We start from the raw sequence: 23,656 nt of genomic DNA, 5'->3' as shown, positions 1-23,656 counted from the left end.
TCTGCCGTCACTCGGCGGGCGGTTCGGCGGCCGTCGTCGCGTCGGCCACCGGACCATGCACGGGTGCCGAACCATGCGCGCGAGCCGAACTGTGCACGGGTGCCGAACCATGCGCGCGAGCCGAGCTGTGCACGTGTGCCGAACCATGCTCGGGTGTCGCGCCGTTGAGCGGTCCGCGCATCCGGCGGGAATCGGCGAGGCGTCGGGTCAGGAACTCGCGTTCGGCGGTGTTCTCGGTCAGTTCGAGTGCCCGGCCGTAGGCGATCGCGGCCTCCCCGGGACGGTCCAGCCGCCCCAGCAGGTCCGCCTTGATCGCGGGCAGGTACGGGTAGCTCGCGAATCGGCCGTCGCTCTCCAACTCCTCGACGGCGGCCAGTGCTTGAGCCGGCCCTCGGTCCATCGACAGTGCCACCGTACGGTTGAGCGCGACCACCGGCGAGGGCCACACCGTCAGCAACTCGTCGTAGAGGGTCACGATCTGCGGCCAGTCCGTCCGGTCGTAGGACGGTGCCTCGGCGTAGAGCGAGGCGATCGCCGCCTGCAGCAGATAGCGGCCCGGCGGGCCGGCGCGCAGTCCGGCCACGATCAGGTCGTGCGCCTCGGCCATCGCCGGGCGGTCCCAGAGCGAACGGTCCTGGTCCTCCAGGCGCAGCAGGCGGCCGTCGGCGTCCACCCGGGTGGCACGCCGGGCGTCGGTCACCAGCAGCAGCGCCAGCAGTCCTCGGACCTCTCGCTCGTCCGGCATCAACTCCCGCAGGATCCGGGCCAGCCGCAGCGACTGGTCCACCAGGTCCTGACGCACGAGGGACGCGCCGGACGGCGCGGTGTGCCCAGCGGTGAACAGCAGATGGATCACACCGAGCACGGCCCGCAGCCGATCCGGCAGTTCGGCCGCGCTCGGCAGCCGGAACGGGATGCGGGCAGCCGCGATCTTCTTCTTCGCCCGGGTGATCCGGGCGGCCGTCGTGGCCTCCGACACCAGCAGCGCCCGGGCGATGTCGGCCGTCGGCAGCCCGCAGACCAGTCGCAGGGTGAGGGCCAACCGGGCTTCCGGTGCCAGCGCCGGGTGACAGCACAGGAAGACGAGCCGCAGCCGCTCGTCCGGGACGACGTCCTCGGACCGGACGGCGGGCGCCTCCTCGACGGCGGGCGCGTGCTCCGACTCCTCGGGCTCCACCAGGAGCGGGAGTTTGGAGCGGAACGCCCGCTCGCGTCGTACCGCGTCCATGGCGCGGCGCTTGGCCGCCACCGTGAGCCAGGCCTCCGGGTTCCTCGGGATCCCGTCGCGGGCCCAGCTCGCCAGGGCCGCGGCGTACGCCTCCTGCACGCACTCCTCAGCCACCTCCAGGTCGCGGGAGACCCGCGCCGTCGCGGCGAGCGCGAGGGCCCACCCGCGACGGTGCGCGTCCGCGAGCGCCGTCGCGACCGCTGCCGGTGATGTCATGTCGCGGCGGGACGATCGGCGACGGAGCGGCCCGCGGCGGGCCGATCCCCGGCGCGCCCGCCGTCACCGGCCCGTTCCGCGACGAAGCCGCCCTCGACGGGCCGTACTTCGACGCCGCCCCCCTGCCACGTGGCGGGATTGGCCCGCGCGATCTCCAACGCGGCGTCCAGGTCGGGCGCCTCGACGACGGCGATCCCGGCGACGACCTCCTTGGCGTCGATGAACGGCCCGTCCGTCACCACGTCCCCGCGGACCGAGGTCGCCGTGTCGGCGGCGGGATGCAGCGCGAAGGCCGCGACCAGGGCGCCGGAGCGCACCAACTCCTCGAAGTGGCGGTCATGGGCCGCACGCGCCCCGGGGGCGGCCTCGGCCGCGTCGGCGTGCGTCTTCGCGTAGATGAGGATGGCGTACTGAGCCACGGTGCTGTCCTTCCAGCTGGTTGTCGACCTACACCCCTACGTCGTACGCGCGGCCCGGAATCGACAGCCCTCCCCGTACTTTCGGCGGCCGAACCGTGCCGTGTCCCGCACCCACGACCCGGCCCAGGCGCGCGGCGCGCCTGATTCTGGCACGCGGCGTCACCAGGGCCCTTTCGCGGGCGGCCGTCCGCAGCCGCCCCGCGGCTCGTGCCCGCCCCGGCTCGCCGCGGCCGCACTGCGCCATCCCGGGCCATGATGATCGCCCGACCGGATGAAGTTGCCGCCCGGCCCGTCGCCACGGCGCCGAGCTGCGGAATACGCGCGGCTCGGGTTCCTACGATGCCGCCTGAAGCGACCTGGCCAGCAGGGCCCGTGCGAGTCGGTCGGCCCCGCGCGTCGCGCGCCGCCGTTCCGGCCCGGCTTCTTCGACTCCAGAAACGGCGGATGGATGAGACCGATGAACTCTGCGCGGTTGCGGGCCTGGGCGGCCGCCGGTGCGACACTCGCGGTGGTGGCGGGGGCGGTGGCCGCCGGCCCGCCGGCGGCGGCGCACGGCGACGACCTCGGGCCCGCCATCGAGGCGATCATGCACAAGGCCGAATACGACCACGCGCAGTGGGGCGTGCTGGAGACGGACCCGGAGAGCGGCCGGGTGATCCACTCCCAGTTCGCGAACCAGTTCTTCGTCCCCGGTTCCACGCTCAAGCTGATCACCATCTCGAGCGCCTGGCACACCCTCGGCCCGAACCACCGCTTCACCACCCCCGTGATGGCGACCGGCACCCGCACCGGCTCCACGCTCCACGGGAACCTGGCGCTCGTCGCCCAGGGCGACCTGACGATGGGCGGGCGCACGAAGCCCGACGGCTCGGTGGACTACACCGACATCGACCACACCGAGGCCGAACTCCCCGGCGCGTCCCTCACCCCCGAGAACCCGCTGGCCGGCATCAACGAGATCGCGCAGCAGATCCGCGACGCCGGCATCACCCGGGTCGACGGCAACGTCATCATCGACCCCCGCCTGTTCAAGCTCCCGGACCTGACCCCGCAGCCCACCCCCCTGATCCTCAACGACAACCTGATCGACCTCCTGACCACCCCGACGACGCCCGGACAGCCGGCCGAGCTGTCGTGGCGTCCGCAGGTGGCGCCGTACCACGTCACGTCGAGCGTGCGTACGGTCGCCGAGGGCGGCACCACGAACGTCAGCGTGACCGCCTCGCCCGACGGCACGCAGATCCACCTCTCCGGCACCATCGCCGCCGGCTCCCAGCCCCTGCTGCGGGTCTCCGACATCCAGGACCCGAACGCGTTCGGCCGCACCGCGCTGATCGAGGCCCTCGGCCGGGTCGGCGTCACCGTCACCGCGGCGCCCACCGGCGCCAACCCGCAGGACCAGCTGCCCGCCTCCTACCGGGGCGACTCCCGCGTCGCCGCGTACGTCTCGCCGCCGTACAGCCAGTACGCCAAGCTGATCCTCAAGGTCAGCCACAACCTCGGCGCCAACCTGGCGCTGTGCAACATGGCCGTCGCGCGCGGCAGCAAGGACTGCTTCGACGCGTTCCCGATCGAGCGCGAGTTCCTCACGGACGTCGCGCACGTCGACCCGACCCAGTTCCAGGCGTCCGACGGGCGCGGCGGTGTCCAGCCCGACCGGGTCACCCCGCAGGGGCTCGTGGAGCTCCTCACGTACTGGCTGCACACGCCCGACGCGGGTGCCTTCCGACGGCTGCTCCCGATCCTCGGTGTCGACGGCTCCAACGCGATCTCGTGCACCGAGAACTGCCCGGCCAAGGGCAAGGTGTTCGCCAAGCCCGGCACCTACCTCGGGTACGACGAGCTGAACCAGCAGCTCGAGGTCGCGGCCCAGAACGAGGCCGGTTACCTGCGCACCGACGACGGCCGCCTGCTGACGTTCTTCGTCGGCGTCAACGGCGCCTCCAGCCCCGACCTGAACAGCTTCATCAGCATCTTCGACGACGTCAACCAGATCACCGCCCTCCTCCAGGAGCAGGCCTCGGCGCGCCACTGAGCAAGGCCGTGAGGAATAGCCCCGGGCCGGGCCGGGTTGGGTCGATCATGACGACCAACTCGCCCCGGCCCGAGGTGTTGCGATACACCGCCTTCTCCAGCGACCCCGAGGGCGGAAACCCCGCCGGGATCGTGCTGGACGCCACCGGTCTGGACGACAGCGCGATGCTGGCCATCGCCGCCGAACTCGGATATTCCGAGTCCGCGTTCCTGACCGCGCCCCCGGAGGGCCTCGGCGGCGGGCCGGGGCGGTCCTACACCGTCCGCTATTTCAGTCCCAAGGCCGAGGTGCCGTTCTGCGGACACGCCACCGTCGCGACCGCCGTCGCCCTGGCCGAGCGGAAGGGCCCGGGGGACCTGGTGTTCTCGACTCCGGCCGGCATCGTGCCGGTGGAGGTGAGCGAGGAGGGCGGCACCCTGCGGGCCACCCTCACCAGCGTCGAGCCGCACATCGAGGAGATCGCCGCCGCCGACCTCGCGGAGGCGCTGGCCGCGCTCGACTGGCCGGCCGCCGATCTGGACCCGGCCTTCCCGCCGCGGGTGGCGTTCGCCGGAGCCCGCCATCTGGTGCTCGCGGCGGCGACGCGCGAGCGGCTCGCGGACCTCGACTACGACTTCGCGCGCCTCGAAGCCCTCATGCACCGGCTGGATCTGACCACCGTTCAGCTGGTGTGGCGCGAGGCGCCCACCGTCTTCCACGTGCGTGACCCGTTCCCGGTCGGCGGCGTCGTCGAGGACCCGGCCACCGGTGCCGCGGCCGCCGCGTTCGGCGCGTACGCCCGTGAACTCGGCCTGGTCGACGAGGAAGCCGTCCTGACCCTGCACCAGGGCGAGGACCTGGGGCGCCCCGGCGAGCTCACGGTGACGCTGCGCGCGGGCGACCCCCGGGTGCGGGTCGGCGGCGCGGGCACGCGCATCGGCTGAACGCCCGCCGCGGCGCGGGACGGACAGTCCCCCGCGCCGCGAGGGCGTCGTCGACGGCGATCCCTCCAGTGCGCCCGCCGATCACGCCGCCCGCCCCGCCGACGCATTCTGTCGGCGCGCCCGCCGGCAAGGCCCGGCCGCGCCTCACGACGTGCAGAGCGTCTTGAGCGCCAGTTCCCGCAGCGGAGCGATGCGCGTCCGGGCGGCTCCGCAGTACACCGCGTTGGTCGCGACGGCGATGTAGCGGCCGTTGGCGGGGGCTACGTACAGGCTCGTGCCGGTCCATCCGTGGTGGTACGCCACCGCGCCGTCGGCCGCGACGATCCAGCCGAGGCCGCGTCCGAGCCCCGGTTCCATGGGTACCTGCGGCACGAGGCTCGTGCGCAGCCACTGGCCGAGCGGGTCGCCGTCGCGGTGACCGCGCAGCAGGCGGCGCGCGTAGGCGGCCAGGTCGGCCGCGGTGGAGAAGGCCCCGGCGTGGCCCGCGATGCCGCCGAGCAGCGCGGCGTTGTCGTCGTGGGCCGCTCCCCAGATCCGCGGGGTTCCGGGGATGCGCTGCTCGGTCGGGGCCACGCGGGGGCCGCGGCCGACCGGCCCGTACAGGGTGTCGTCCATGCCGGCCGCCCGCCACAGGTCGTGGGTGAGGACGTCGAGCGGCCGGCCCCGCAGGTGGGTGAGGACCAGGCCCAGCAGGATGTAGCCGCGGTTGATGTACTGGTGTGTGCCGGGCGCCCGGTCCACGGGCTCGCGGCACAGCAGTTCGTGCAGGGGCGCGTCGGCGCCCCGGTAGTGGTCCAGGCGGGTCGAGGCGCGCAGGCCGCTGGTGTGGCTGAGGAGCTGACGGACGGTCGCCTCGCCGCTGGGGGCCTCCCCGGCGAAGGGCGGCAGGGCCTCGCGCACGGGCGCGTCCAGCTCCAGCAGTCCGTCGGACAGGGCCGAGCCGATCAGCGGCCAGGTGGCGACGACCTTCGTCAGCGACGCGATGTCGTAGAGCGTGCGCCCGTTCGGCGGGAGGGGGCCGGTCTCCTCGGAGATGACGCCCGCCGTCAGGACGTGGGGCTCCTCGTCGAGGGTTCCGCAGACGATGACGCCGCCGGGGGTGGCGCCGTCGGTGATGACGCCGTTCAGCGTGTCGGTGAAGCGGGCCAGGTCGTCGGTGGTGAACGGCGTCACGGGGGTGCCTCCGGGGTTGCGTGGTGATCGCTGCTCCCAGCGTGGCGGGGTGGGACGGCCGACGGGCGCAGCCGCGCCGTGGGCCCGCCGCTCCGTGTATACGGATCCCCGCGATGTGCCGGGCGAGCGGGCCGCGCGGTGGGCCGCGAAGCCGCAGGTGCCGGTGGAGGGAGCCGCTCCGGAAGATGGCCCCGGCTCCTGCGGCCGGTTCACCCTGCGTTCACGCCGAAGAGGGGAGCGGGACCTTCCGCGACGGCGTCCGGCATCCGACTGCCTGTCAAGGTGCTTGTGAGGGTGCTGTGTTGCTCGTGCTGCCGGAGTACCCAGGGTGACATCTGCACACTTGTGCGGTGATAGCATTCCCGCGTTCGCGACCTTGATCCACTTTGTCGGGCCGAGCGCTCTCGGGTCGGCACGCTCGTCGTGAGGCAGCGGTCACGCAGTCCTGGTGGCCGTGCCGCGATCCACGCACAGTGGTGGACCGGTCGCCTTCTGCAACCACGCACCGAGAAGGGTTTCCATGAGTCAAGACGTGCTGGTGTGGTGCTTGGTTGCGATTGCGGTGATAGCCGTCGCCACGGTCGTCGTACTGATTCGGCGCACCAGAGCCCTGGGAGTGAACAAGCGCCGTTCCGAGGCCGCACTCAACGAGCAACTGGGCGCCCTGCAAAGTCAACTGAGTGTCTCTCACGCCGAACTCCAGCAGTTCAAGAATGCGCAGCAGTCCGTCATCAGCGAGGCGGAGCGTACGTCGGAGGAGAGCACCAAGGCCGTTCTGAAGGGCGCCGCCCGCTTCCTCCAGAGCCTCGCGGCCGAGCAGACCACACTCCTGGACGACATCCAGCGCAGGTACGGCGGCCACTCGGTCCTGTCCGACCTGCTCGAAGTGCACCACGCCAACGCGCAGATGGCGCGCAAGGCGCAGGGCATCGCGGTCATGTGCGGCGCGCCGGTCGGCCGTCGCAACAAGCCCGCCAGCGTCTACGACGTGGTGCGCAGCGCGCAGGGCCAGATCCGCAACTTCCAGCGGATCGAGATCATGCAGCAGAGCGGTATCGCGCTGAAGGCGACGGCGGTCGCGCCCGTCGCCCTGGCGGTCGCCGAACTCCTCGACAACGCGGCCAGCTTCTCGCAGCACGACGCGCCCATCGAGGTCACGTTCCAGCGGGTGCAGAACAACCTGTGCATCGTCATCGACGACGCGGGCGTCGGCATGAACGACGAGGACCGGCAGAAGGCGACCGCGCTGCTGTCCGGCGACTCGGTCCCGCAGCTGTCGCAGCTGGGCAACCAGCCGAAGTTCGGCTTCCCCGTCATCGGGTTGATCGCCGGCCAGTACGGATTCCGCGTGGACGTCACCGGCGTCTCCCGCTACGGCGGTGTGCGCGCCGTCGTTCTGCTGCCCGAGGAGCTGTGGACCGTGGAGGAAACGCCGCCGCCCGCCGAGGAGGGCGACGCGCCCATCAGCATCCACCGGGGCGAGGGCCAGGCCCGGGCCGCCTCGCGCACCACCCACGGGCTGCCCAAGCGTGGCTCGCGCCAGGCGCCGATCGCCGGTGTGCCGAGCCCCGCGGGGGCCACGGCCGAGCCCGTGGCCCCCGCGGCGCCGCGGCCCATCAGGCGCTCCTCCGGCAGCAGCCTGGGCGCGCTGCAGCGGGGCACCCTCTCCGGCCGCGACCTCGACGCTCCCTCGCCCGAAGGGGCCGAAGACGCATGAGCACAGATCTGTCGTGGATGCTGACGGACATCGTCCAGAACGTCCCCAAGGCGCTGCACGCCGTCCTGCTGTCCGCGGACGGCATCCCCCGCGGAGCCACCGACGGCCTCACCGACCGCAGCGCGCGCACGATCTCCGTGGCCATGGCCGGGATGCAGTCGCTGAGCCGGGCCACGGCCCACTTCGCGGGTCCGGCCGAGGACCGGCAGTGGAACCAGACGATCATCGAGTTCGCGCAGGGCTGGGTCTTCCTCATCGGAGCCGGGCAGGGGGCCTATCTGGCCGCCGCCGCCGAGCCCGAGGTGGACATGCAGCAGATCTCCTTCCGCATGCACCGGCTCGTCGCCCGGCTCGGCGACAACCTCACCTCCCCGCCGCGGGTCAGCCCTCCGGAAGGGGCCGGGGCCGCGGGCGGCGACGGCCGCCGGGAGGAGATGCCGGCCGGCCGCGGGTTCGTCCTCGCCGACCTCGACCGGGTGGTCGCCGAAGTACCGGGCGCCCGGCACGCGTTGCTGCTGGGGGCCGAGGGGCTGCCCCGCGGGGCGAGTTCGGGGGTCGGCAGGGATCTGGCGGACACCATCTCCGCGGCCATGACCGGCATCCACGCCTACAGCCGGGCCACTTCGCAGTTCATGGGCGCTTCCGAGCGGGCCGAGTGGCGGCAGACGGTCATCGAGTTCCAGCACGGCTGGATCTTCCTGATCGCCGCGGGCGAGGGCGCCCTGCTGGCCGCGGCCGCCGAACACGACTGCGACATCGAGGAGTTCACCACGCGCCTGCACGACGTGGTGCCCTCGTTGGTACCGGACGGCGCGGCCGCCCGGGGACAGGGAGGCGGCGATGCGTGACGAGGCGGATCAGGAACCGGTGACGCCCGACGAGGTGGATCTGGATCTCGAGCTCACCGGCGATTTAGTTCCTCTGTTCGTGATCACGAAGGGGCGGGCGCTGCCGCCGGCGCACCAGTTCTCGCACACCACCCTCGTGACCGCCAAGAAGGACGCGCACGCCGCCCGTCAGCTCAGCCCTGAGGCCCGCTCCGTGCTGGACCTGGTCGCCGACGGCTATCTCTCCGTGGCCGAGGTGGCGGGATACACGCACCTGCCCCTGGGTGTCGTACGCATCCTCCTGGCGCAGATGGAGGAGAGCGACCTGCTCGTCGTCAGGAACCCGGTTCCGAGCGCCGAACGTCCCGACCGCGAACTGCTCAGCGCGGTGCTCGATGGCCTGAAAACCCGATTCGGAGCGTAGCCCGTGTACCTGGATCCAGACGTCTCCCACGCAGTGAAGATCCTCATAGTGGGCCACTTCGGAGTCGGAAAGACCACTTGCATCGGCAGCATCTCCGAGATCGAGCCGTTGCAGACCGAGGAAGAGATCACCGAGGCCAGCGAGGGCTTCGACGACCTCTCCAGGACCCCCGACAAGGTCACCACCACCGTGGCCATGGACTTCGGCCGGCTGACCCTCAGCGAGAGCCTGGTGCTGTACCTGTTCGGAACCCCCGGGCAGGAGCGGTTCAAGGAGATGTGGGAGAGCCTGTCGCGCGGGGCGCTCGGCGCGCTGGTCCTCGTCGACCCCGAACGGCTCCAGGAGAGCTTCTCCATCCTGGACCTGGTCGAGCGCTTCGGGCTGACGTACGCCATCGGCGTCAACCGCTTCGACGGCACCACCGACTACCCCCTCGACGAGGTGCGCGAGGCGCTGAACCTGGCCGCCGAGACCCCCGTCGTGGCCTGCGACGTGCGCGACCAGCAGTCCTCCGCCCAGGCCCTCATCACGCTCGTACAGCACCTCATGACCACCCTCGGCTAGGAGCCACGGCATGCAGCACCAGCCCGACACCGCCGGCATACCGGCCGGCTGCCCCGCACACCAGAACGTCCAGCTGTACGGGCCCGAGTTCGGCTCCGACCCCGAGGGCCACTACGCGCACCTGCGGGCCAAGGGACCCAGCGCCCCGGTCGACATCGCCCCGGGCGTCGAGGTCGAACTCGTCACCAGCTACGACGCAAGCCTGCACATCCTGCAGAACCCCGTCACCTTCGTGCGGGACGCGCGGCGCTGGAACGCCCTGAACGAGGGCCGCGTGCCCGCGGACAGCCCCGCCCTGCCGATGATGGGCTACCGGCCCAACGCGCTGTTCAGCGACGGCGCCGCGCACGCCCGGCTGCGGCAGGCGGTCACCGACAGCCTGGCCACCGTCAACGAACTCCAGCTGGTGCGGCAGACCCAGCAGTCCGCCGACTACCTGATCAGCCGGTTCAGTTCGGACGTGCGCGGCGAGGCGGAGCTGATGGCCGACTACGCCATGCCCCTGCCCCTGCTGGTCTTCAGCGATCTCTTCGGCTGCCCGCCGGACATCGGCGACCGGGTCATCACCGGCATCACCGGCATCTTCGCGGGCACTCCGGGCGCCGACGTCACCCTCGGCGGGGCGCTGGCCGAGCTCATCGCCCTCAAGCACCGCCGCCCCGGCGAGGACCTGACGACGCGTCTGATGCAGCACTCCGCGAACCTCACCGACGAGGAGGTGCTGCACCAGCTGGTGACGCTGCTGTCGGGCGGGACCGCTCCGCTCGCGGCCGCCATCGGCACCAGCACCGCGCTGTACATCAACGGCGACTGGCCGGCCAACCTGCCGGTCGAGGACGCCGTCCTGCAGACGCTGTGGAACTACGCGCCGATCGCCAACTACGCCGCCCACTACCCGACCCACGACGTCGAACTCGGCGACCGGGTGCTGCGGGCCAACGACCCGGTACTCATCTCCTTCGCCGCCGCCAACACCGACCCCAAGCTGTCGGAGCACCGGGAACAGCTCAGCTCCAAGGCGCACTTGGCCTTCGGCGCGGGCCCGCACGCCTGCCCGGCCAAGGACCCGGCGTTCATGATCGCGGTCAGTGCCGTGGAGGCCCTGCTCAACCGGCTGCCCGACATCGAGATGCACCTCGCCTTCAAGGACCTCGACTGGGTGCCGGCGCCGTGGAGCCGCTCCCTGGCCGCCGTGCCCGTCCGGTTCACCCCGCGCTCGGTGCGGCCGGCCGCCGCGCAGCCGGGCGCCCCCGCCGCGCACGCCCCCGCCGCCGCTTCGGCCGCCACACCCTGGCCCGGGGCCACGGCGCCGAAGCCGCAGCCCAAGGGAGGGCTGTTCAGCCGCTTCCTGGCATGGACCAGGGGAGAGTGACGCAGGTAACGTCACCAGGACTATGCGTTATTGGATGGTTCAACCATTCAAAGGGTACGGATGACGGCTGTGATCAGAAAGGAGCCGTCATCGTGGGCCACGTAGCCACTCCGTCCACCGACCGCAGGGCCGCTCTCTCCCTCTTCTCCCGTCTGCGTACGGCGGAGGGACAACAGGATCCCTTCCCGATCTACGCGGAACTCCGGTCGCGGGGCGGAGTCGTCCCCGCGCCCTGGGGCGGATTACTCGTGACCGATTTCGACCTCTGCGACCGCATCCTGCGCAGCGCCAACTGGCTGGAGCCGGACGCCCGATGGCGGGAGAAGCAGGGCCCTCGCACCCGTTGGAGCGCCCCTTCCGCCCGTGAGATCAGCAGGACCCTGCCGGCCCTCAACCCGCCGGAGCACACCCGCGTCCGCAGAGCCGCGGGCAGCTTCGACCGCGGCACCATCCAGCAGATCGGGCAGACGGTCGAGCAGATCGTCGAACAATTGCTCGGTTCGTTCTCCGACCAACTGCGAGAAGGGGAGGCGGACTTCGCGGCCCTGGTCGGTGAACAACTGCCCATCGCCACCATCGGCGACTGGCTCGGCCTGCCCCGGGCCGACTGGGCACGGCTGCGCGAACTGACCCACGACCAGGTCTTCACCCAGGAACTGCTGCCCAACGCGAGCCAGTTGGCGCGCTCGGACATCGCGATGGCCGAACTGCGCAGCTATTTCATAGAACTGGTACGCGAGCGCCGAAGACACCTTCGGGAAGATCCGGTCTCCCGATGGATCACCACGTGGGACGCGATGGAACCCGACCAGGACAAGGCCGACGAAGCCGTCTACTTCCTCGCCCTGTTCGTCCTCCTGGCCGCCCTGGAGACCACCGCGACCCTGCTCTCGACCATGACGCTCCAGCTCGTCGACCACCCCGACCACTGGAACCTGATCGCGGGCCGGCCGGACCTCATACCCGCGTTCGTGGAGGAGACCCTGCGCTTCGATCCTCCCTCCCACGTCATCAGCCGGGTGGCCGCGGCCGACTGCACGCTGGAGGGCCTGGACGTCGGCGCGGACGACATGGTCCACCTCATGATCGGCGCGGCCCACCGCGACCCCGCCAAACACGCCGACCCCGACCGCTTCGACCCCCACCGCAAAGCCGCGCACCTCGCCTTCAGCGGAGGCATCCACTACTGCCTCGGCGCCCCCCTCGCCCGCCTCGAGGCGCAGACGCTGCTGCGCCAACTCGTCCACCGCCTGCCGCAGCTCACCCTCGTACGCCGACCCGCCATGGCGCCGCGCGTGGCGTTCAGGCGCCTGCTGAACCTGGACCTCGCCCTCGCATGAACCCTTCCCCCGCCCCCTCGCGGACCGTCCTGCCCGGCGCGATACACGCCGAGCAGGACGGTCCCGTCCTGCGCGTCCACCTCAACCCCGCGCGCCAGGACGACACCCTCGGCATCGCCGCCGTCGACGCCCTGCTCGCACTCCTCGACGACCTCCACGACCGCCCCGACGTCCGCGTCCTCGTCCTCTCCTCCCTCGGCGAGGACTTCTGTCTGGGCGCGGACCGCAGCGAGTACCAGGCCGCCCTCGCCATGGACCCCACGGGCGGCGCGCTGCGGCGCATCGTCGACAAGGCCCAACGGCTGTGCCAGGCACTGGAGACCACGCACGCCGTCACCATCGCACGCCTGCACGGCAAGGTGATCGGCGCCGGACTGGCCCTCGCCGCCTACTGCGACCTGCGCGCCGGGGCCGACACCTGCCGCTTCCGGATGCCCGAGGTGGGCCTCGGCCTCCCGCCCGCCTGGGGCGGAGCCATGGGCCGGCTCGTCTCCGAAGCCGGCGCGGCGAGAATCCGCGAACTCATGCTCACCTGCGGCATCTTCGACGCGGCCACCGCCCAGCGGCTCGGCATCCTCCACGAAGTCGCGCCGCTCGACCAACTGGACCGCACCGTCGCGGCCTGGACCAGGCCTCTGCTCCGGCGCTCCCCGGAGGCCCTCGTGCTCACCAAGCGCATGCTCGCCGGCTACGCCCGCGCCGACCGCACGGCCGATCCCTCCCTGCTGGACGCCCACCTCCTGACCGCCCAACTCCTGCCCGCTGCCCAGGGTCAGGCGCCAAGGGTCCCGTAGCACCGCCGGCGGTGCCGGACATCCGGCCGGGGTCCCCGTCCACGCGGACGGGCACCCCGGCCGTGCCGCGTCAGGCTCCGGCCCGGCCCCCGGGTGACCTACAGACTCCGCACCACCCGGGCGGGATTGCCGACGGCCACGACGTTCGCGGGGACGTCCTTGGTGACGACGGCGCCCGCGCCGATGACCGAGTTGTCGCCGACGCGGACCCCGGGCAGCACGATGGCGCCGCCGCCGATCCACACGTTGTCGCCGATGACGATCGGGCGGGCCGCTTCTAGCTTGTCGCGCCGCGGCTGCGGCTCCAGCGGATGGGTCGGCGTGAGCAGCTGCACGCCCGGACCGATCTGGCAGTCCTCACCGATCGTGATGGCGGCGACGTCCAGTGCCGTGAGGTTGTGGTTGACGAAGGTGCGCGCCCCGATGCTGATGTTGCTGCCGTAGTCGACGTACAACGGCGGCCGCAGGTGCGCCTGCTCGCCGAGGAAGCCCAGCAGTTCGCGCAGGAGCGGCCGCGCGGCGTCGGCGTCCTCGGCGTAGGCGGCCTGGTAACGGGTGGCCAGCCGCACGGCACGCTGCTGGCGCCGGCCCATCTCGGGATCGTCGGCGATGTAGAGGTCGCCCGCCTCCATGCGCTGAAGGTTGGTGCGCGGGTCCTGGGCGAAGTAGTCGGTCGGCATGGGTTCCTGTCTACCCGGTCGGCGTACGGGCATCGCGCTCAGGCACCCGTCCGGTGCCCGGCGGTCCCGGACCGCCGGGCCGCCGAGCGGTGCTCAGGACTGCCGGCGCTCCACCTTCTCCGCCGCCGCCAGGCGCTTCTTGTCCTGGGGATCGCGGATCACGCCCGCGCCCTGGCCGGGCGTGCTGTTCCAGCGGCGGAGCTTCTTGTCGAGGGCGCGCAGCCGCGAGTCCCCCGGGGCGGTGACGATCTCGAAGTGGGACTCGTCCGGGACCGTGAAGTCGCCGCCCCAGCGGACCACGCCCTCGCACTCGGCGAGGATGTCCCGGATCACCGCGACCTCGTACGCCAGGAAACCCCCCTTCACGCCGCGCGGGTACGAGCCGGGACGGATGTCGACGGCGGTGCCCGACGCGTGGTTCTCCTCGTGGTCACCGTGCTTGACGCTGCCCGGTGTGCGGAAGCCGACCACGTCGCCGGGGCGCAGGGTGTCGATCTCGTAGTGGAACCGGCGGATCACGTGGACCAGGACGGTCTCGGCCGGGCCGATGGCCACGTCCACCCCGAAGCCGGTGCCGGCCACCGGCCGCGTCCACACCGAACCACCCTGGTTGGCGGCCGTGTTGACGAGCCAGCCGTTGGGCGATCTGGTGCCCGGCTGCACCTTCGCCGCGGCCGCCTCGACCTTGGCCATGTGGGATCCGGTCGGGTCGGTCGGGTTGCGCACGGACTGCTGCGCCGCCGCGGGGGAGGCGAGCGTGATGCCCGCGCCGGCCGCGAGCGTGACCCCGGCCGCCGCACGCAGGAATACTCGTCGTGTTGTCGTCATGAAGGTGATCCGTTTCTTCGGAAGGATCGCAGGGGCGGAGGGCTGTCGGGGGTGTGTCGTCGGCGCCCGGTGGTCACAGCTCTGCCAGGCCGTACAGGACGGTGGGCAGGAGGACGAGGGCCGTACTCACGAGCCAGTAGTGCTTCAGCGCCGCGCCGCGGGTCCGGCGGACCAAGAGGTTGGCGGGGATCCAGAGCGCCGCGAAGAGACCCAGCAGCACCGTGAGCACGATCAGCCACGGCATGACGCCGTCGTTGTCCGTCGGGTCCCGGGACATCAGGCCGAGCCCCGCCAGCGGATGGACGAGCAGAAACGTGGCGGTGAGCCCGAACGGAACGGCGCCGACGCAGCCCAGCAGGAGATTGACGGCCGCGCAGACCGCCCAGCCCCGCAGGGACGAGGACGTGTCACTGACCGCGCTGCGGCGCATAGTACTTCTCCAGGGTCCGGTACAGGCCGATGAGGCTCTGGCCGTACGCCTGTGCCGCATCGCCGGTTCCGTTGTAGCGGGCCAGCAGGGCCTGGGTCTCCGCCTCGCCGATGTCGGTCGTGGGGCGCGCGTCGCCCAGCTGGTAGGCGTTGTAGAGGGTCAGGTAGGCGGCGGTGGTGATGTTGTAGACCGGGTCGTCGTGCAGGCTCTGCCAGACGGACTGCAGGTCGTCGTCCGGGTCGAGCTGCGTGCCGTTGATGATTCCCTGCTGCATGCAGTAGTTGCGGGCGTCGATCGCCACCCACGCGTAGATCTGGCCGAGTCCGGTGGTGGAGTCGTCCTTGAGGCCGGCCTCCACGGCCGCGTCCGCCGCCAGGTCCAACGCGTTGTACTTGCGGATCTCCCACAGCACCGGGGCCTGGATGAGCGCCTTGCGGAGGCCCAGTGTGCGAGCCAGCGCGGTGAACAGCCAGTCGGCCTGGACCACCACGTCGAAGGCCTCGGTGGTGGTGTTGGCGAACTCGGTGGCCTCGTCGTCGTCGAAGATGCTGGAACCGCCGCTCTCCGGGACGCCGATGCTCGTCAGGTACTCCTGGACGTCGGCGAGCATCGCGTCGCGCTGGTCCGTGTCGAAGGCGACGTCCGGGTAGTCGACCGCGGTGCCGGGATTCCTGCTCGACTGCCCCGTGTCGCGGCCCGAGGCGATGTCGTTGTCCAGCTCCAGCCATTCGGTGCCCAGCCCCACGGTGGTGGTGGCGATCTGGTCGAACGCCCAGTTCTCCGGCATGGGGTAACCGAGGTTGCCGGAGAAGCCGGTGGACATGTCGGAGACGAAGCTCGTGCCCGCGTACCCCGCGGCGCTCACCCGCGAGCAGATGTTGCGCGGGCCGTACACGCCGACCGTGTAGTTCGAGTTCTCCGTCAGCGTGTCGTGGACGCCGTGGAAGTGCGGAAGGATGTTGTCGGTGACCTCGTAGTCCAGCGCGTCGTAGTCCACCGCGAAGTAGATCCGGGTGCCGTCCTTGAAACCGTGGTAGCGGGCCCACTCGATCGCCGACAGCGCGTCGTACTTGCCCTGGTTGTAGGTGAAGTAGCTCGCCTGACCGCCGTAGGTCTGGTAGATGGGGAAGACGCGGATACCCGCTCCCATCACGATGTCCAGTTCACCCGGCTGGATCATCTTGTTCAGGTCCGTGCCGGCGACGTTGCACAGATACCGTCCGACCGTGTCGTAGCCGAGCGACTTCAGGCCCGCCGCCATGTTCGCGGTGATGCTGGTGACGCAGTCGAGGGCGGTGCCCTGGCGGCTCGGGTCGCCGGTGGAGACCAGCAGCGAGGCCCAGGTCTGGAAGTCGCCCTTACCGGTCACCGAAATCTTCACGAAGTCCTGGAAGACCCGCACGGCGGAGGCGAGGGAGTCGTCGAACGTGCTGGTGAAGGAGACCCCGGAACGCTGGTTGAACACCATCGCGGCCGAGAACAGCTGCACCCAGGTGCCCGTCGAACCCACGGACAGCGTGTTCGCCTTGATGCCGGCCTGCGTGGCCGGGCCGAAGACGCCGTTGGCCACACCGTCCGCCAGCCCGATCGTGTACTGGATGGCGAACATCAGCGCCTTCTGCACATCCCTGGAGAAGTAGCCGTCACAGGGGATGACGAAGAAGTCGGAGCGGCCGATGTAGCGGGAGTTCATCCACTGCTGGATCGAGCGGACCGTGTCGCTGCCGCCGCTGATGGTGACGTACGCGTCCATGTTCAGCAGCGCCTTGAACAGCTTGGGCACCATGGCGTCGCCCGCGTAGACGCTGTCGACGCCCGCGTTCGCCTTCAACTGCTCCACGCTGGCGGAGACCCGGTCGCTGTAGACGCCGTCGATGCCGCCGCCGTCATAGCCCTTGCAGTAGAGCCCGGACTGGATGATGCGCACGACGTTGGCGGAGGGAGCGGTGGCGGCGTTGATGGAGGGCCAGCGGGAGGTGAGGGTTGACAGCGTTGTCGGACCGAACGTGTCCGACAGCGCGGTGATGCCCAACTCGTACTGGAGACAGCGGGTCAGCGCATACATGGTGGGCCACCCGGTCTGCCCGTTCTCCGTGACCTGCGGTATGCCGCTGACGCCCGCATAGGTTTCGTTGATGAATCGCTGTGCCGCCAGCACCATTTCGTCGGCCACAGGCAAGTCCCCCTTGAAGATGTGAAGTTGGGGTGCGGGTTCGGTAATTCCCGCACAGCGAAGGGAAATTACCAGCGGGTCCACGCCTTTGCGCCGTCCGAAGATGAAAAGAGGATGAGGATCGTGAATCCGCCTCTCGATGTCCTGATTTTTCTTCACTCGCACGGGAGGCGACGGGGTCGTCGCATCTGTCGCCGCAGCGCCGACGACCTGGTGTTCTGTTGCCGGTGGGGTGATGTCGGATCGCGTCCGGGCGACCCCTCGAACCTTTGCTTGCCCTTTACATTCAGTCGGCCGCGGAGTCCTGAAAACTACTTGTCCCGGCCGGAATTGATGTGCCTTTCCGTGTTCGGTATCGCGCGTTCCGTGTCGCGGTGACGGGTTCGACCGCATCCGGGAGAAGGGGGAATGTGACCGGCGTCGAAAAGGCGCGAGAGCGCGGATGCGCGACCGCCGGCTCTCGGTTTTTGCCACCGAGTGGTGAGGGCGTGTTGGCGCCTCGGCGGGCGTTCGGGTTAGGCTGCCCCCCGTAAGGTGCAGGACCCCGCGGGGTCCGTCGGGATCTCCGGCCGGCACGACGAGCCAGTGGGCTCGTCACGTTCTCTCGAAGACAGAGAGCCAACCGGCATGCCCGAAAACACCTGTCCACGACCTCTGATCCGCTGGTGGATCTTCGCGACCGTGCTCGTCGCCGACGTCCTGGACCTGCTCAGCACGACGATCACCAACATCGCCGCACCCTCGATCGTCCACGACCTGCACGCACCCGCGGACCTCGCCCCCTGGCTCGGGGCCGCCTACGCCCTGGCCCTCGGCTCCGCCCTGGTGCTGGGAGCCCGCCTCGGGGACCGCTACGGAACCCGACGGATCTTCCTCATCGGCCTGCTCGGCTTCACCGCGGCCTCCCTCGGCTGCGCCATGGCCACCGGCGCGATCACCATCGTCTCGGCCCGCGTCACCCAGGGCGCCTTCGGAGCCCTGCTGATCCCGCAGGGCTTCAGCATCGTTCTCGCCGCCTTCCCCCGCGATGAACTGGGCAAGGTCTTCGGCCTGTTCGGACCGCTGATGGGCGCCAGTTCCATCAGCGGCCCGGTGCTGGCCGGCCTCCTCCTGCGCGCCGACCCCTGGGGCCTGGGCTGGCGATCCGTCTTCCTCGTCAACGCCGTCCTCGGCGCCGCGCTGCTCGCCGTGGCGGGCCGCATCCTGCCGCGTCGGCCGGCATCCCGGGAAGCGGCCGTCGCACCACTGCCGTCGATCCTCCTGATGCTCGGACTCCTCGCCGTCCTCGGCGGATTGATCAGCGGGGGCAACGGCCACTGGGGCGTCCGCGACATCGGGCTGATCGGCATCGGCGCCGTCGTGCTGGCCGCCTTCGCCGTGCACCAGACGCACCACCCCGACCCGCTCCTCGCCCGCGCCCTGTTCCGAAGCCGCAGCTTCGTCGCCGGTCTGGTGGTGGGGTCGGTCTTCTTCGCCGCGACGGCGGGCCTGCTCTACGTCACCTCGCTCTACCTCCAGGAGGGACGGGGACTCGGGGCGCTCGCCACGGCCGGGGCCATGGCACCGATGTCCCTGGGAATCATCGTCGCCTCCTTCACCGCCCGCGGCCTGATCGAGTCCCTGGGGCGGCGGCTGGTCGCCACCGGCCTCACCCTCGTCGGGGCAGGAGCCCTGGCGTTCCTGCTGACCGTGCACGGCGAGCCGGCCAGGTACTGGCTCCTGACCCTGCCCCTGTTCGTCTGCGGACTCGGCATGGGCTGCTGCTTCGGCTCCGTGTTCGCCGTCACCCTCGGAGACGTCACCCCCGAACAGGCGGGCAGCGCCTCCGGCACCCTCAACGCCGTACAGCAACTCGCCAACTCCGCGGGCTCGGCGTTGATCTCGACGCTCTATCTCGCGCATACGGCCGGTGACGGGCCCGGTGAAGCCGTCACCGCGAGCCTCGTCGCAGTGCTGGCCATCGTGGTCGTCTGTCTGGCGTGCCTGCCGCTGCTGCCCGCCGCGGCGGCGCCGGACAGCCACTGACGGCGAAGGTCCGGGCAGCGCACCGGCGGCGTCGGCGGGCGGGAGGCCGTCACGCCGCCGGGTGAGGTGGGCGCGCTCGGCGGGGGTTCTGGGTGGCGCCGATGGCCGGGGGTGTCGGGCTTCGCTGTGAGCGGAGTTGACCAGAGGGGGCGACCGTGCGTCGCCCCCTGCCCTGTCCACGAACGAGATCGGCCGGATACGACATGTGGCTTCGTCGCCTCGACACCATCCTGTCGGGTCAGTGGTCGGTCAGGTCAGTGGTCGTCGTCGGCGTGGCCGCCGCGGTTGCGGTCCCGGTCCTGGGTCCGGTCCTGGCCGCGGTCGTGTCCGCCGTCGTCGCCGGGGTGGTCGTCCGTTGCCTTCGGGTGGTCGTCGCCGGCGTGGACTCCGTGGTCGTCGCTCGTGCGGTCGTCGACGGCGTCCGTCGAACCACCGCGGTCGTCCCCCGCCTCCAGGCGGTCGTCGTCGCCGTGCCGGTCCAGGTGGACCGCGCCCGTGCGGATGTCGACGAGCACTTCGCGGCGGACGTGGTCGGCGCCGGTGATGTGGACCTCCCAGTAACCCGGGTGGTCGCCGCCGCGTTCGACCTCGGTCACGGTGCCCGGGTACGGCTTCCGCGCGGCGGCCGCCGCCTGCGCGGCCGTAAGAGAAGCCGAGGACGAGGACGAGGACGGCGAGGGCGACGACGGTGACGCCGTGGGCGCCGCCGAAGCCGTGGCGGACGGCCGGTCCTCGGGACCGCTGCCGTGCCGGTCCGTGTCGGCGGTCGCGAGCGCCGAGTAGCCGGTGCCGCCGATGAGTACGGCGGCCACCAGAACGGTGCTGATGGAAGCGGTGCGCTTCATGTCGAGCCTCCCCGGCCGGACGATCGCCGGCCTGTGTCGAATCTGTGTCGGACCTGTTGGGTGACGCCAATGTGCCGGGGGGATGCTGAAGCGGACCTGAAGCCACCTGAAGATCGCTTCAGGTTCGTTCTGGGAGGCTGAGCCCATGCGCTTGTTGATCGTGGAGGACGAGAAGCGGCTCGCGCTCTCGCTGGCCAGGGGCCTGCGGGCCGAGGGCTTCGCCGTGGACGTCGTCCACGACGGCAACGAGGGCCTGCGCCTGGCATCCGAGGGCGTCCACGATCTGGTGGTGCTCGACATCATGCTGCCGGGCCTGAACGGCTATCGCGTGTGCGCCGCCCTGCGCGCGGCCGGCAACGAGGTGCCGATCCTGATGCTCACGGCCAAGGACGGCGAGTACGACGAGGCCGAGGGCCTGGACACGGGCGCCGACGACTACCTCACGAAGCCGTTCTCGTACGTCGTGCTGGTGGCACGAGTCAAGGCGCTGCTGCGCCGAAGGGGCTCGGCCGGCGCGTCACCCGTCTGGCGCGTGGGCGGGCTCGTCGTCGACACGGCCACGCGCCGGGTGTGCCGGGGCGAGAGCGAAGTGACGCTCACCGCGAAGGAGTTCGCCGTGCTGGAACAGCTCGTGACACGGGCCGGACAGGTGGTCGGCAAGCCGGAGATCCTGGAACACGTCTGGGACTTCGCCTACGACGGCGATCCCAACATCGTCGAGGTGTACGTCAGCACGCTGCGCCGCAAACTCGGCACGGACACGATCCAGACCGTTCGCGGCGCCGGGTACCGGATGGTGACCGCGTGAGGAGGCGGCTGTTCGGTTCGGTGAAGGCCACGATGGTCGTGTGGGCCACCGCCGTCGTGACCCTCGCGCTGGTGGCCGCCGGGATCGCGGTGCTGATGTCCCTCAGGACCAACCTCACCGGGCAGGCGCAGAACGAGGCCAACGACACGGCCCGCAGGATCGCTCTCGGCGTCGCCACCTGGCGCGGTGGTGACGCGCGGCTGACGCTGCCGGAAGGCGCGCGCGAGGGCGTTCCGGTCCAGGTGACGGACGAGGACGGGCGCCTGCTGGCCGTCGGCGCGGGGCTGGAGAGCATCAGCGGCACCGGCGTGACGGCCGTACGCGTGCCACGGACCGCCGCCTCGGCCGCCACCCCATCACGGTCCCCGTCCTCGTCTCCGTCCAACTCCCCTTCCCCGTCCACTTCTTCGACGGCGACGGCGACGGCGACGTCGATGGCGACGGCGACGGCGACTGGGGCGAGTGCCACGCCGGTCTCCGCGACCCGGCTCGGCCAGGCGACGGCGGACGACCACAGCGGCGGCGGCCGCGGCCGGGGCAAGGGCCGCGGCAGCGACGACGGCGCCTCCGACGCGGGCGGTTCGACCGCCCGCGGCTCGGACGACCACGGCACCGACGATCACGGCGCGGACGACCACGGCGCGGACGACCACGGCTCCACCACCAGCCCGACGCCCGAGATGAAGGACCCGGCGGTCGGGACGATCGGTGACACCGTCCTGGAGGGCTCCGGGCGGGCCGTGATCGACGGTCGCGGCGCCCCCTACCGGTTCGCCACCATCAAGGCGACGGATCTCGGCGGCCGGACGGTGCTGGTGCACGCCGGCGCCTCCCTCGCGGCCCGCGACGGCGCCGTGCGCAGCGCCGCGGTGGCGATGCTGGCCGGCGGGCCGCTGGTCCTGCTCGTGGTCGGGGGAGTGACCTGGCTGGTGACCCGGCGCGCGCTGGCCCCGGTGGAGGGCATCCGGCAGGAGATGGCGGCGATCACCGCCTCCGAGGACCTCTCCCGGCGCGTACCCGAACCGTCCTCGCACGACGAGGTGGCCCGACTGGCCCGGACGACGAACGAGACCCTCACCGCCTTGGAGGCCGCCGTGGACCGGCAGCGTCGTTTCGTCGCGGACGCCTCCCACGAACTGCGCAGCCCCATCGCCTCGTTGCGCACCCAGCTGGAGGTTGGCTCGGCGCATCCGCAACTGCTGGACGTGCCGGGCGCGGTCAAGGACACCGAACGGCTCCAGCATCTCGCCGCCGACCTGCTGCTGCTCGCCCGGCTCGACGCGGGGGAGCGGCCCGGTGCGGGCCACGTCGATCTGGGTGAACTGGTCCGGGAGGAGCTCGGGCGCCGGGCCACGGACCGTACCCCGGTCGCCGTCGAAGTCGACGGCTCGGGTCACCAAGTGGCGGGATCGCGCGGCCAGTTGAGTCGCGTGATCGGCAACCTCGTGGACAACGCCCAACGGCACGCGCGTACGGAGGTCTTGGTGCGGGTGGAGGGTCGGGGCGGCCGGGTCGTCCTGACGGTCGCGGACGACGGCAACGGCGTGCCGGTCGCCGAACGCGACCGGATCTTCGAGCGGTTCGTACGGCTGGACGACGCCCGCGCCCGTGACGACGGCGGCGCCGGGTTGGGCCTGGCCATCGCCCGCGACGTCGCCCGGCGCCACGGCGGGACGCTCACCGTGAGCGACGCGCCGTCCGGGGGCGCCCTCTTCGCGCTGCGCCTTCCGGCGGTGGCCGTACCCCCTCGGAGGCGCACGCCGGGGTGACCGGCAGGTTCCGCCGAGACACGGTCGCACGACACGGGCCGAAAGAACCGGCGTCAGGGCGGGACCCTGGCAGGATGGCGGCATGGAGCGTGTGGTGGGGATCGGCGGCTACTTCGTGCGGGCCACGGATCCCGAGGCCCTGAAAGCCTGGTACCAGGACCATTTGGGCCTGGGAGCCGATGAACACGGTGTGTGGCAGCAGGAGCTGGGGCCGACCGTGTTCGCGGCCTTCGACTCCGGCACCGACTACTTCGGCTCGCGCGCCCAGCAGACCATGCTCAACTTCCGGGTCCGTGACCTCGATGCGATGCTCGCGCAACTGCGCGCCGGTGGAGCGGACGTCGCCGAGGAGACACAGGAGATGGACGGGGTCGGCCGCTTCGGTTGGGTCAGCGATCCCGAGGGCAACCGGATCGAACTGTGGCAGCCGGCCTGACCGAGCGCTCACCCCGTGGGCGGGCTCGCCCCCGCAGGTTGGCTCAGGGCCCAGTCACGGTCACCGGGCGCCGGTTCGGGCCTCCAACGGGCCCGTAGGACCCCGTCGTCGTCGGGCATGACGGCCGTGCTCAGCGGAACACTCTCACCCACGTACACGGACAGGAGCACGGCGGCGCGGGCGTCGCGCAGGCGGGCGGTCAGTTCCGGGAACGCGGTCTCGTCGACGATGACGCTGTGGACGTCACCATCGCGGTCCTGCCAGACACCCTCGACGAGGCCTTCCGCGGGGAGGGCTCGCAGGATGGTGTCGATGTCGCCGGACAGGGGCAGTGCGCGAGGGACGGGACCTGCGGCTCACGGACGTGCAGGCGATCGACGCCGGATTCCACGGCGAACGCCCGCACGGCCAGCAGATAGGCCGCCTCGGTCTCGCGGTGATCGCTGACGGTGTCCTCGGTGCCGGTGCAGTGCCCGTGCCGGTCATGGTCGGCGGGGTCGTACTTGGTGACGCGGTAGACGTAGGGGAGTTCCACGTCCCCATCTTCCGGCACGGGCCTGACACCGCCGTGGCGAGGTGCCTGAGAGACCAGACGAGACGAGACGAGCAAGTGGCGTCAACCGGCCCGCC

22 protein-coding genes are annotated in these 23,656 nt (G+C 71.4%); 13 read left to right on the top strand and 9 right to left on the bottom strand.

Annotated features, from left to right (window positions below; all coding sequences use genetic code 11):
• Positions 1-7: 7 nt before the first annotated feature.
• Together WN71_RS33310 and WN71_RS33305 are read right to left on the bottom strand one after the other, a co-directional pair.
• Positions 8-1,444 carry an RNA polymerase sigma factor gene (locus WN71_RS33310; RefSeq protein ID WP_079178304.1) on the bottom strand — a complete coding sequence of 479 codons (1,437 nt, stop codon included), beginning with the start codon at positions 1,442-1,444 and terminating at the stop codon, positions 8-10.
• Positions 1,441-1,863 (bottom strand): YciI family protein, encoded by a 423-nt coding sequence (locus WN71_RS33305; RefSeq protein ID WP_079178303.1) that lies wholly within the window; start codon positions 1,861-1,863, stop codon positions 1,441-1,443. Before WN71_RS33305 ends, WN71_RS33310 begins: the two co-directional genes overlap by 4 nt.
• Positions 1,864-2,320: 457 nt before the next feature.
• On the opposite strand from WN71_RS33305, the gene dacB reads away from it, so the two are divergent.
• Together dacB and WN71_RS33295 are read left to right on the top strand one after the other, a co-directional pair.
• Positions 2,321-3,898 carry a D-alanyl-D-alanine carboxypeptidase/D-alanyl-D-alanine endopeptidase gene (gene dacB, locus WN71_RS33300; RefSeq protein WP_107469837.1) on the top strand — a complete coding sequence of 526 codons (1,578 nt, stop codon included), beginning with the start codon at positions 2,321-2,323 and terminating at the stop codon, positions 3,896-3,898.
• A gap of 47 nt (positions 3,899-3,945) precedes the next feature.
• On the top strand, positions 3,946-4,821 hold the full coding sequence (locus tag WN71_RS33295; RefSeq protein ID WP_046582744.1) for a PhzF family phenazine biosynthesis protein: 876 nt from the start codon (positions 3,946-3,948) through the stop codon (positions 4,819-4,821).
• Between the two features lie 144 nt (positions 4,822-4,965).
• Here the strand turns inward: WN71_RS33295 and WN71_RS33290 are convergent, their stop codons facing one another.
• Positions 4,966-5,994 (bottom strand): serine hydrolase domain-containing protein, encoded by a 1,029-nt coding sequence (locus WN71_RS33290; protein ID WP_052742909.1) that lies wholly within the window; start codon positions 5,992-5,994, stop codon positions 4,966-4,968.
• 520 nt (positions 5,995-6,514) lie between these two features.
• Between WN71_RS33290 and WN71_RS33285 the strand changes: the two genes are divergently transcribed.
• The 7 genes from WN71_RS33285 (at position 6,515) to WN71_RS33255 (ending at position 13,032) form a co-directional block, all read left to right on the top strand.
• Positions 6,515-7,711, top strand: a complete 1,197-nt coding sequence (locus WN71_RS33285; RefSeq protein ID WP_046582742.1) for an ATP-binding protein — start codon at positions 6,515-6,517, stop codon at positions 7,709-7,711.
• A complete protein-coding gene (locus WN71_RS33280; RefSeq protein ID WP_240529855.1) occupies positions 7,708-8,559 on the top strand; it encodes a roadblock/LC7 domain-containing protein in 852 nt (283 codons plus the stop codon). Before WN71_RS33285 ends, WN71_RS33280 begins: the two co-directional genes overlap by 4 nt.
• Complete coding sequence (locus WN71_RS33275; protein ID WP_046582739.1) at positions 8,552-8,962, top strand: DUF742 domain-containing protein; 411 nt, start codon at positions 8,552-8,554, stop codon at positions 8,960-8,962. The genes WN71_RS33280 and WN71_RS33275 overlap by 8 nt, the downstream gene beginning before the upstream one ends.
• Before the next feature lie 3 nt (positions 8,963-8,965).
• Positions 8,966-9,526 carry a GTP-binding protein gene (locus tag WN71_RS33270; protein ID WP_046582737.1) on the top strand — a complete coding sequence of 187 codons (561 nt, stop codon included), beginning with the start codon at positions 8,966-8,968 and terminating at the stop codon, positions 9,524-9,526.
• Between the two features lie 10 nt (positions 9,527-9,536).
• A complete protein-coding gene (locus WN71_RS33265) occupies positions 9,537-10,898 on the top strand; it encodes a cytochrome P450 family protein (protein ID WP_046582735.1) in 1,362 nt (453 codons plus the stop codon).
• A 92-nt stretch (positions 10,899-10,990) separates the two neighbouring features.
• The gene (locus tag WN71_RS33260; protein WP_046582734.1) at positions 10,991-12,238 is read left to right on the top strand and encodes a cytochrome P450; all 1,248 of its coding nucleotides are present in this window, start codon (positions 10,991-10,993) and stop codon (positions 12,236-12,238) included.
• Positions 12,235-13,032 (top strand): enoyl-CoA hydratase/isomerase family protein, encoded by a 798-nt coding sequence (locus tag WN71_RS33255; RefSeq protein ID WP_046582731.1) that lies wholly within the window; start codon positions 12,235-12,237, stop codon positions 13,030-13,032. The genes WN71_RS33260 and WN71_RS33255 overlap by 4 nt, the downstream gene beginning before the upstream one ends.
• Before the next feature lie 98 nt (positions 13,033-13,130).
• On the opposite strand, the gene WN71_RS33250 is transcribed toward WN71_RS33255, so the two are convergent.
• The 4 genes from WN71_RS33250 to WN71_RS33235 form a co-directional block, all read right to left on the bottom strand.
• Positions 13,131-13,712, bottom strand: a complete 582-nt coding sequence (locus tag WN71_RS33250) for a sugar O-acetyltransferase (RefSeq protein WP_046582729.1) — start codon at positions 13,710-13,712, stop codon at positions 13,131-13,133.
• 93 nt (positions 13,713-13,805) lie between these two features.
• The gene (locus WN71_RS33245; RefSeq protein WP_046582727.1) at positions 13,806-14,540 is read right to left on the bottom strand and encodes a M15 family metallopeptidase; all 735 of its coding nucleotides are present in this window, start codon (positions 14,538-14,540) and stop codon (positions 13,806-13,808) included.
• 73 nt (positions 14,541-14,613) lie between these two features.
• Positions 14,614-14,970, bottom strand: coding sequence for a hypothetical protein (locus WN71_RS33240; RefSeq protein WP_046582726.1), 357 nt, complete (start codon positions 14,968-14,970; stop codon positions 14,614-14,616).
• Positions 14,948-17,143 (bottom strand): glycoside hydrolase domain-containing protein, encoded by a 2,196-nt coding sequence (locus WN71_RS33235; RefSeq protein WP_046582722.1) that lies wholly within the window; start codon positions 17,141-17,143, stop codon positions 14,948-14,950. The genes WN71_RS33240 and WN71_RS33235 overlap by 23 nt, the downstream gene beginning before the upstream one ends.
• A gap of 627 nt (positions 17,144-17,770) precedes the next feature.
• Here WN71_RS33235 and WN71_RS33230 point away from each other — a divergent pair.
• Positions 17,771-19,168: an MFS transporter gene (locus WN71_RS33230; RefSeq protein ID WP_046582717.1), complete on the top strand. Its 1,398-nt coding sequence runs from the start codon at positions 17,771-17,773 to the stop codon at positions 19,166-19,168.
• 254 nt (positions 19,169-19,422) lie between these two features.
• Here WN71_RS33230 and WN71_RS42060 read toward each other — a convergent pair whose 3' ends face one another.
• Complete coding sequence (locus tag WN71_RS42060) at positions 19,423-20,013, bottom strand: PepSY domain-containing protein (RefSeq protein WP_052742908.1); 591 nt, start codon at positions 20,011-20,013, stop codon at positions 19,423-19,425.
• 145 nt (positions 20,014-20,158) lie between these two features.
• Here WN71_RS42060 and WN71_RS33220 point away from each other — a divergent pair, with 145 nt between their 5' ends.
• The 3 genes from WN71_RS33220 (at position 20,159) to WN71_RS33210 (ending at position 23,026) form a co-directional block, all read left to right on the top strand.
• Entirely contained in the window at positions 20,159-20,821 is a 663-nt protein-coding gene (locus WN71_RS33220; RefSeq protein ID WP_046582713.1) for a response regulator transcription factor, read from the top strand.
• Positions 20,818-22,590 carry a sensor histidine kinase gene (locus WN71_RS33215; RefSeq protein WP_420856550.1) on the top strand — a complete coding sequence of 591 codons (1,773 nt, stop codon included), beginning with the start codon at positions 20,818-20,820 and terminating at the stop codon, positions 22,588-22,590. The genes WN71_RS33220 and WN71_RS33215 overlap by 4 nt, the downstream gene beginning before the upstream one ends.
• A gap of 82 nt (positions 22,591-22,672) precedes the next feature.
• Positions 22,673-23,026: a VOC family protein gene (locus tag WN71_RS33210; protein WP_046582712.1), complete on the top strand. Its 354-nt coding sequence runs from the start codon at positions 22,673-22,675 to the stop codon at positions 23,024-23,026.
• A 199-nt stretch (positions 23,027-23,225) separates the two neighbouring features.
• Here the strand turns inward: WN71_RS33210 and WN71_RS43005 are convergent, their stop codons facing one another.
• Complete coding sequence (locus tag WN71_RS43005) at positions 23,226-23,561, bottom strand: hypothetical protein (protein ID WP_046582710.1); 336 nt, start codon at positions 23,559-23,561, stop codon at positions 23,226-23,228.
• Positions 23,562-23,656: the final 95 nt, after the last annotated feature.

The sequence above is a fragment of the Streptomyces mangrovisoli genome (assembly GCF_000974985.2).
In the GTDB taxonomy this organism is placed as follows: Bacteria; Actinomycetota; Actinomycetes; order Streptomycetales; family Streptomycetaceae; genus Streptomyces; species Streptomyces mangrovisoli.
This window is presented reverse-complemented; position numbering and strand designations above follow the sequence as displayed.

Bases quoted from the DNA above. Each gene is read 5' to 3' on its own strand.
- WN71_RS33310 (WP_079178304.1), bottom strand. From the start codon at position 1,444: ATGACATCACCGGCAGCGGTCGCGACGGCGCTCGCGGACGCGCACCGT.
- dacB (WP_107469837.1), top strand. From the start codon at position 2,321: ATGAACTCTGCGCGGTTGCGGGCCTGGGCGGCCGCCGGTGCGACACTC.
- WN71_RS33295 (WP_046582744.1), top strand. From the start codon at position 3,946: ATGACGACCAACTCGCCCCGGCCCGAGGTGTTGCGATACACCGCCTTC.
- WN71_RS33285 (WP_046582742.1), top strand. From the start codon at position 6,515: ATGAGTCAAGACGTGCTGGTGTGGTGCTTGGTTGCGATTGCGGTGATA.
- WN71_RS33280 (WP_240529855.1), top strand. From the start codon at position 7,708: ATGAGCACAGATCTGTCGTGGATGCTGACGGACATCGTCCAGAACGTC.
- WN71_RS33275 (WP_046582739.1), top strand. From the start codon at position 8,552: ATGCGTGACGAGGCGGATCAGGAACCGGTGACGCCCGACGAGGTGGAT.
- WN71_RS33265 (WP_046582735.1), top strand. From the start codon at position 9,537: ATGCAGCACCAGCCCGACACCGCCGGCATACCGGCCGGCTGCCCCGCA.
- WN71_RS33255 (WP_046582731.1), top strand. From the start codon at position 12,235: ATGAACCCTTCCCCCGCCCCCTCGCGGACCGTCCTGCCCGGCGCGATA.
- WN71_RS33250 (WP_046582729.1), bottom strand. From the start codon at position 13,712: ATGCCGACCGACTACTTCGCCCAGGACCCGCGCACCAACCTTCAGCGC.
- WN71_RS33245 (WP_046582727.1), bottom strand. From the start codon at position 14,540: ATGACGACAACACGACGAGTATTCCTGCGTGCGGCGGCCGGGGTCACG.
- WN71_RS33240 (WP_046582726.1), bottom strand. From the start codon at position 14,970: ATGCGCCGCAGCGCGGTCAGTGACACGTCCTCGTCCCTGCGGGGCTGG.
- WN71_RS33230 (WP_046582717.1), top strand. From the start codon at position 17,771: ATGCCCGAAAACACCTGTCCACGACCTCTGATCCGCTGGTGGATCTTC.
- WN71_RS42060 (WP_052742908.1), bottom strand. From the start codon at position 20,013: ATGAAGCGCACCGCTTCCATCAGCACCGTTCTGGTGGCCGCCGTACTC.
- WN71_RS33220 (WP_046582713.1), top strand. From the start codon at position 20,159: ATGCGCTTGTTGATCGTGGAGGACGAGAAGCGGCTCGCGCTCTCGCTG.
- WN71_RS33210 (WP_046582712.1), top strand. From the start codon at position 22,673: ATGGAGCGTGTGGTGGGGATCGGCGGCTACTTCGTGCGGGCCACGGAT.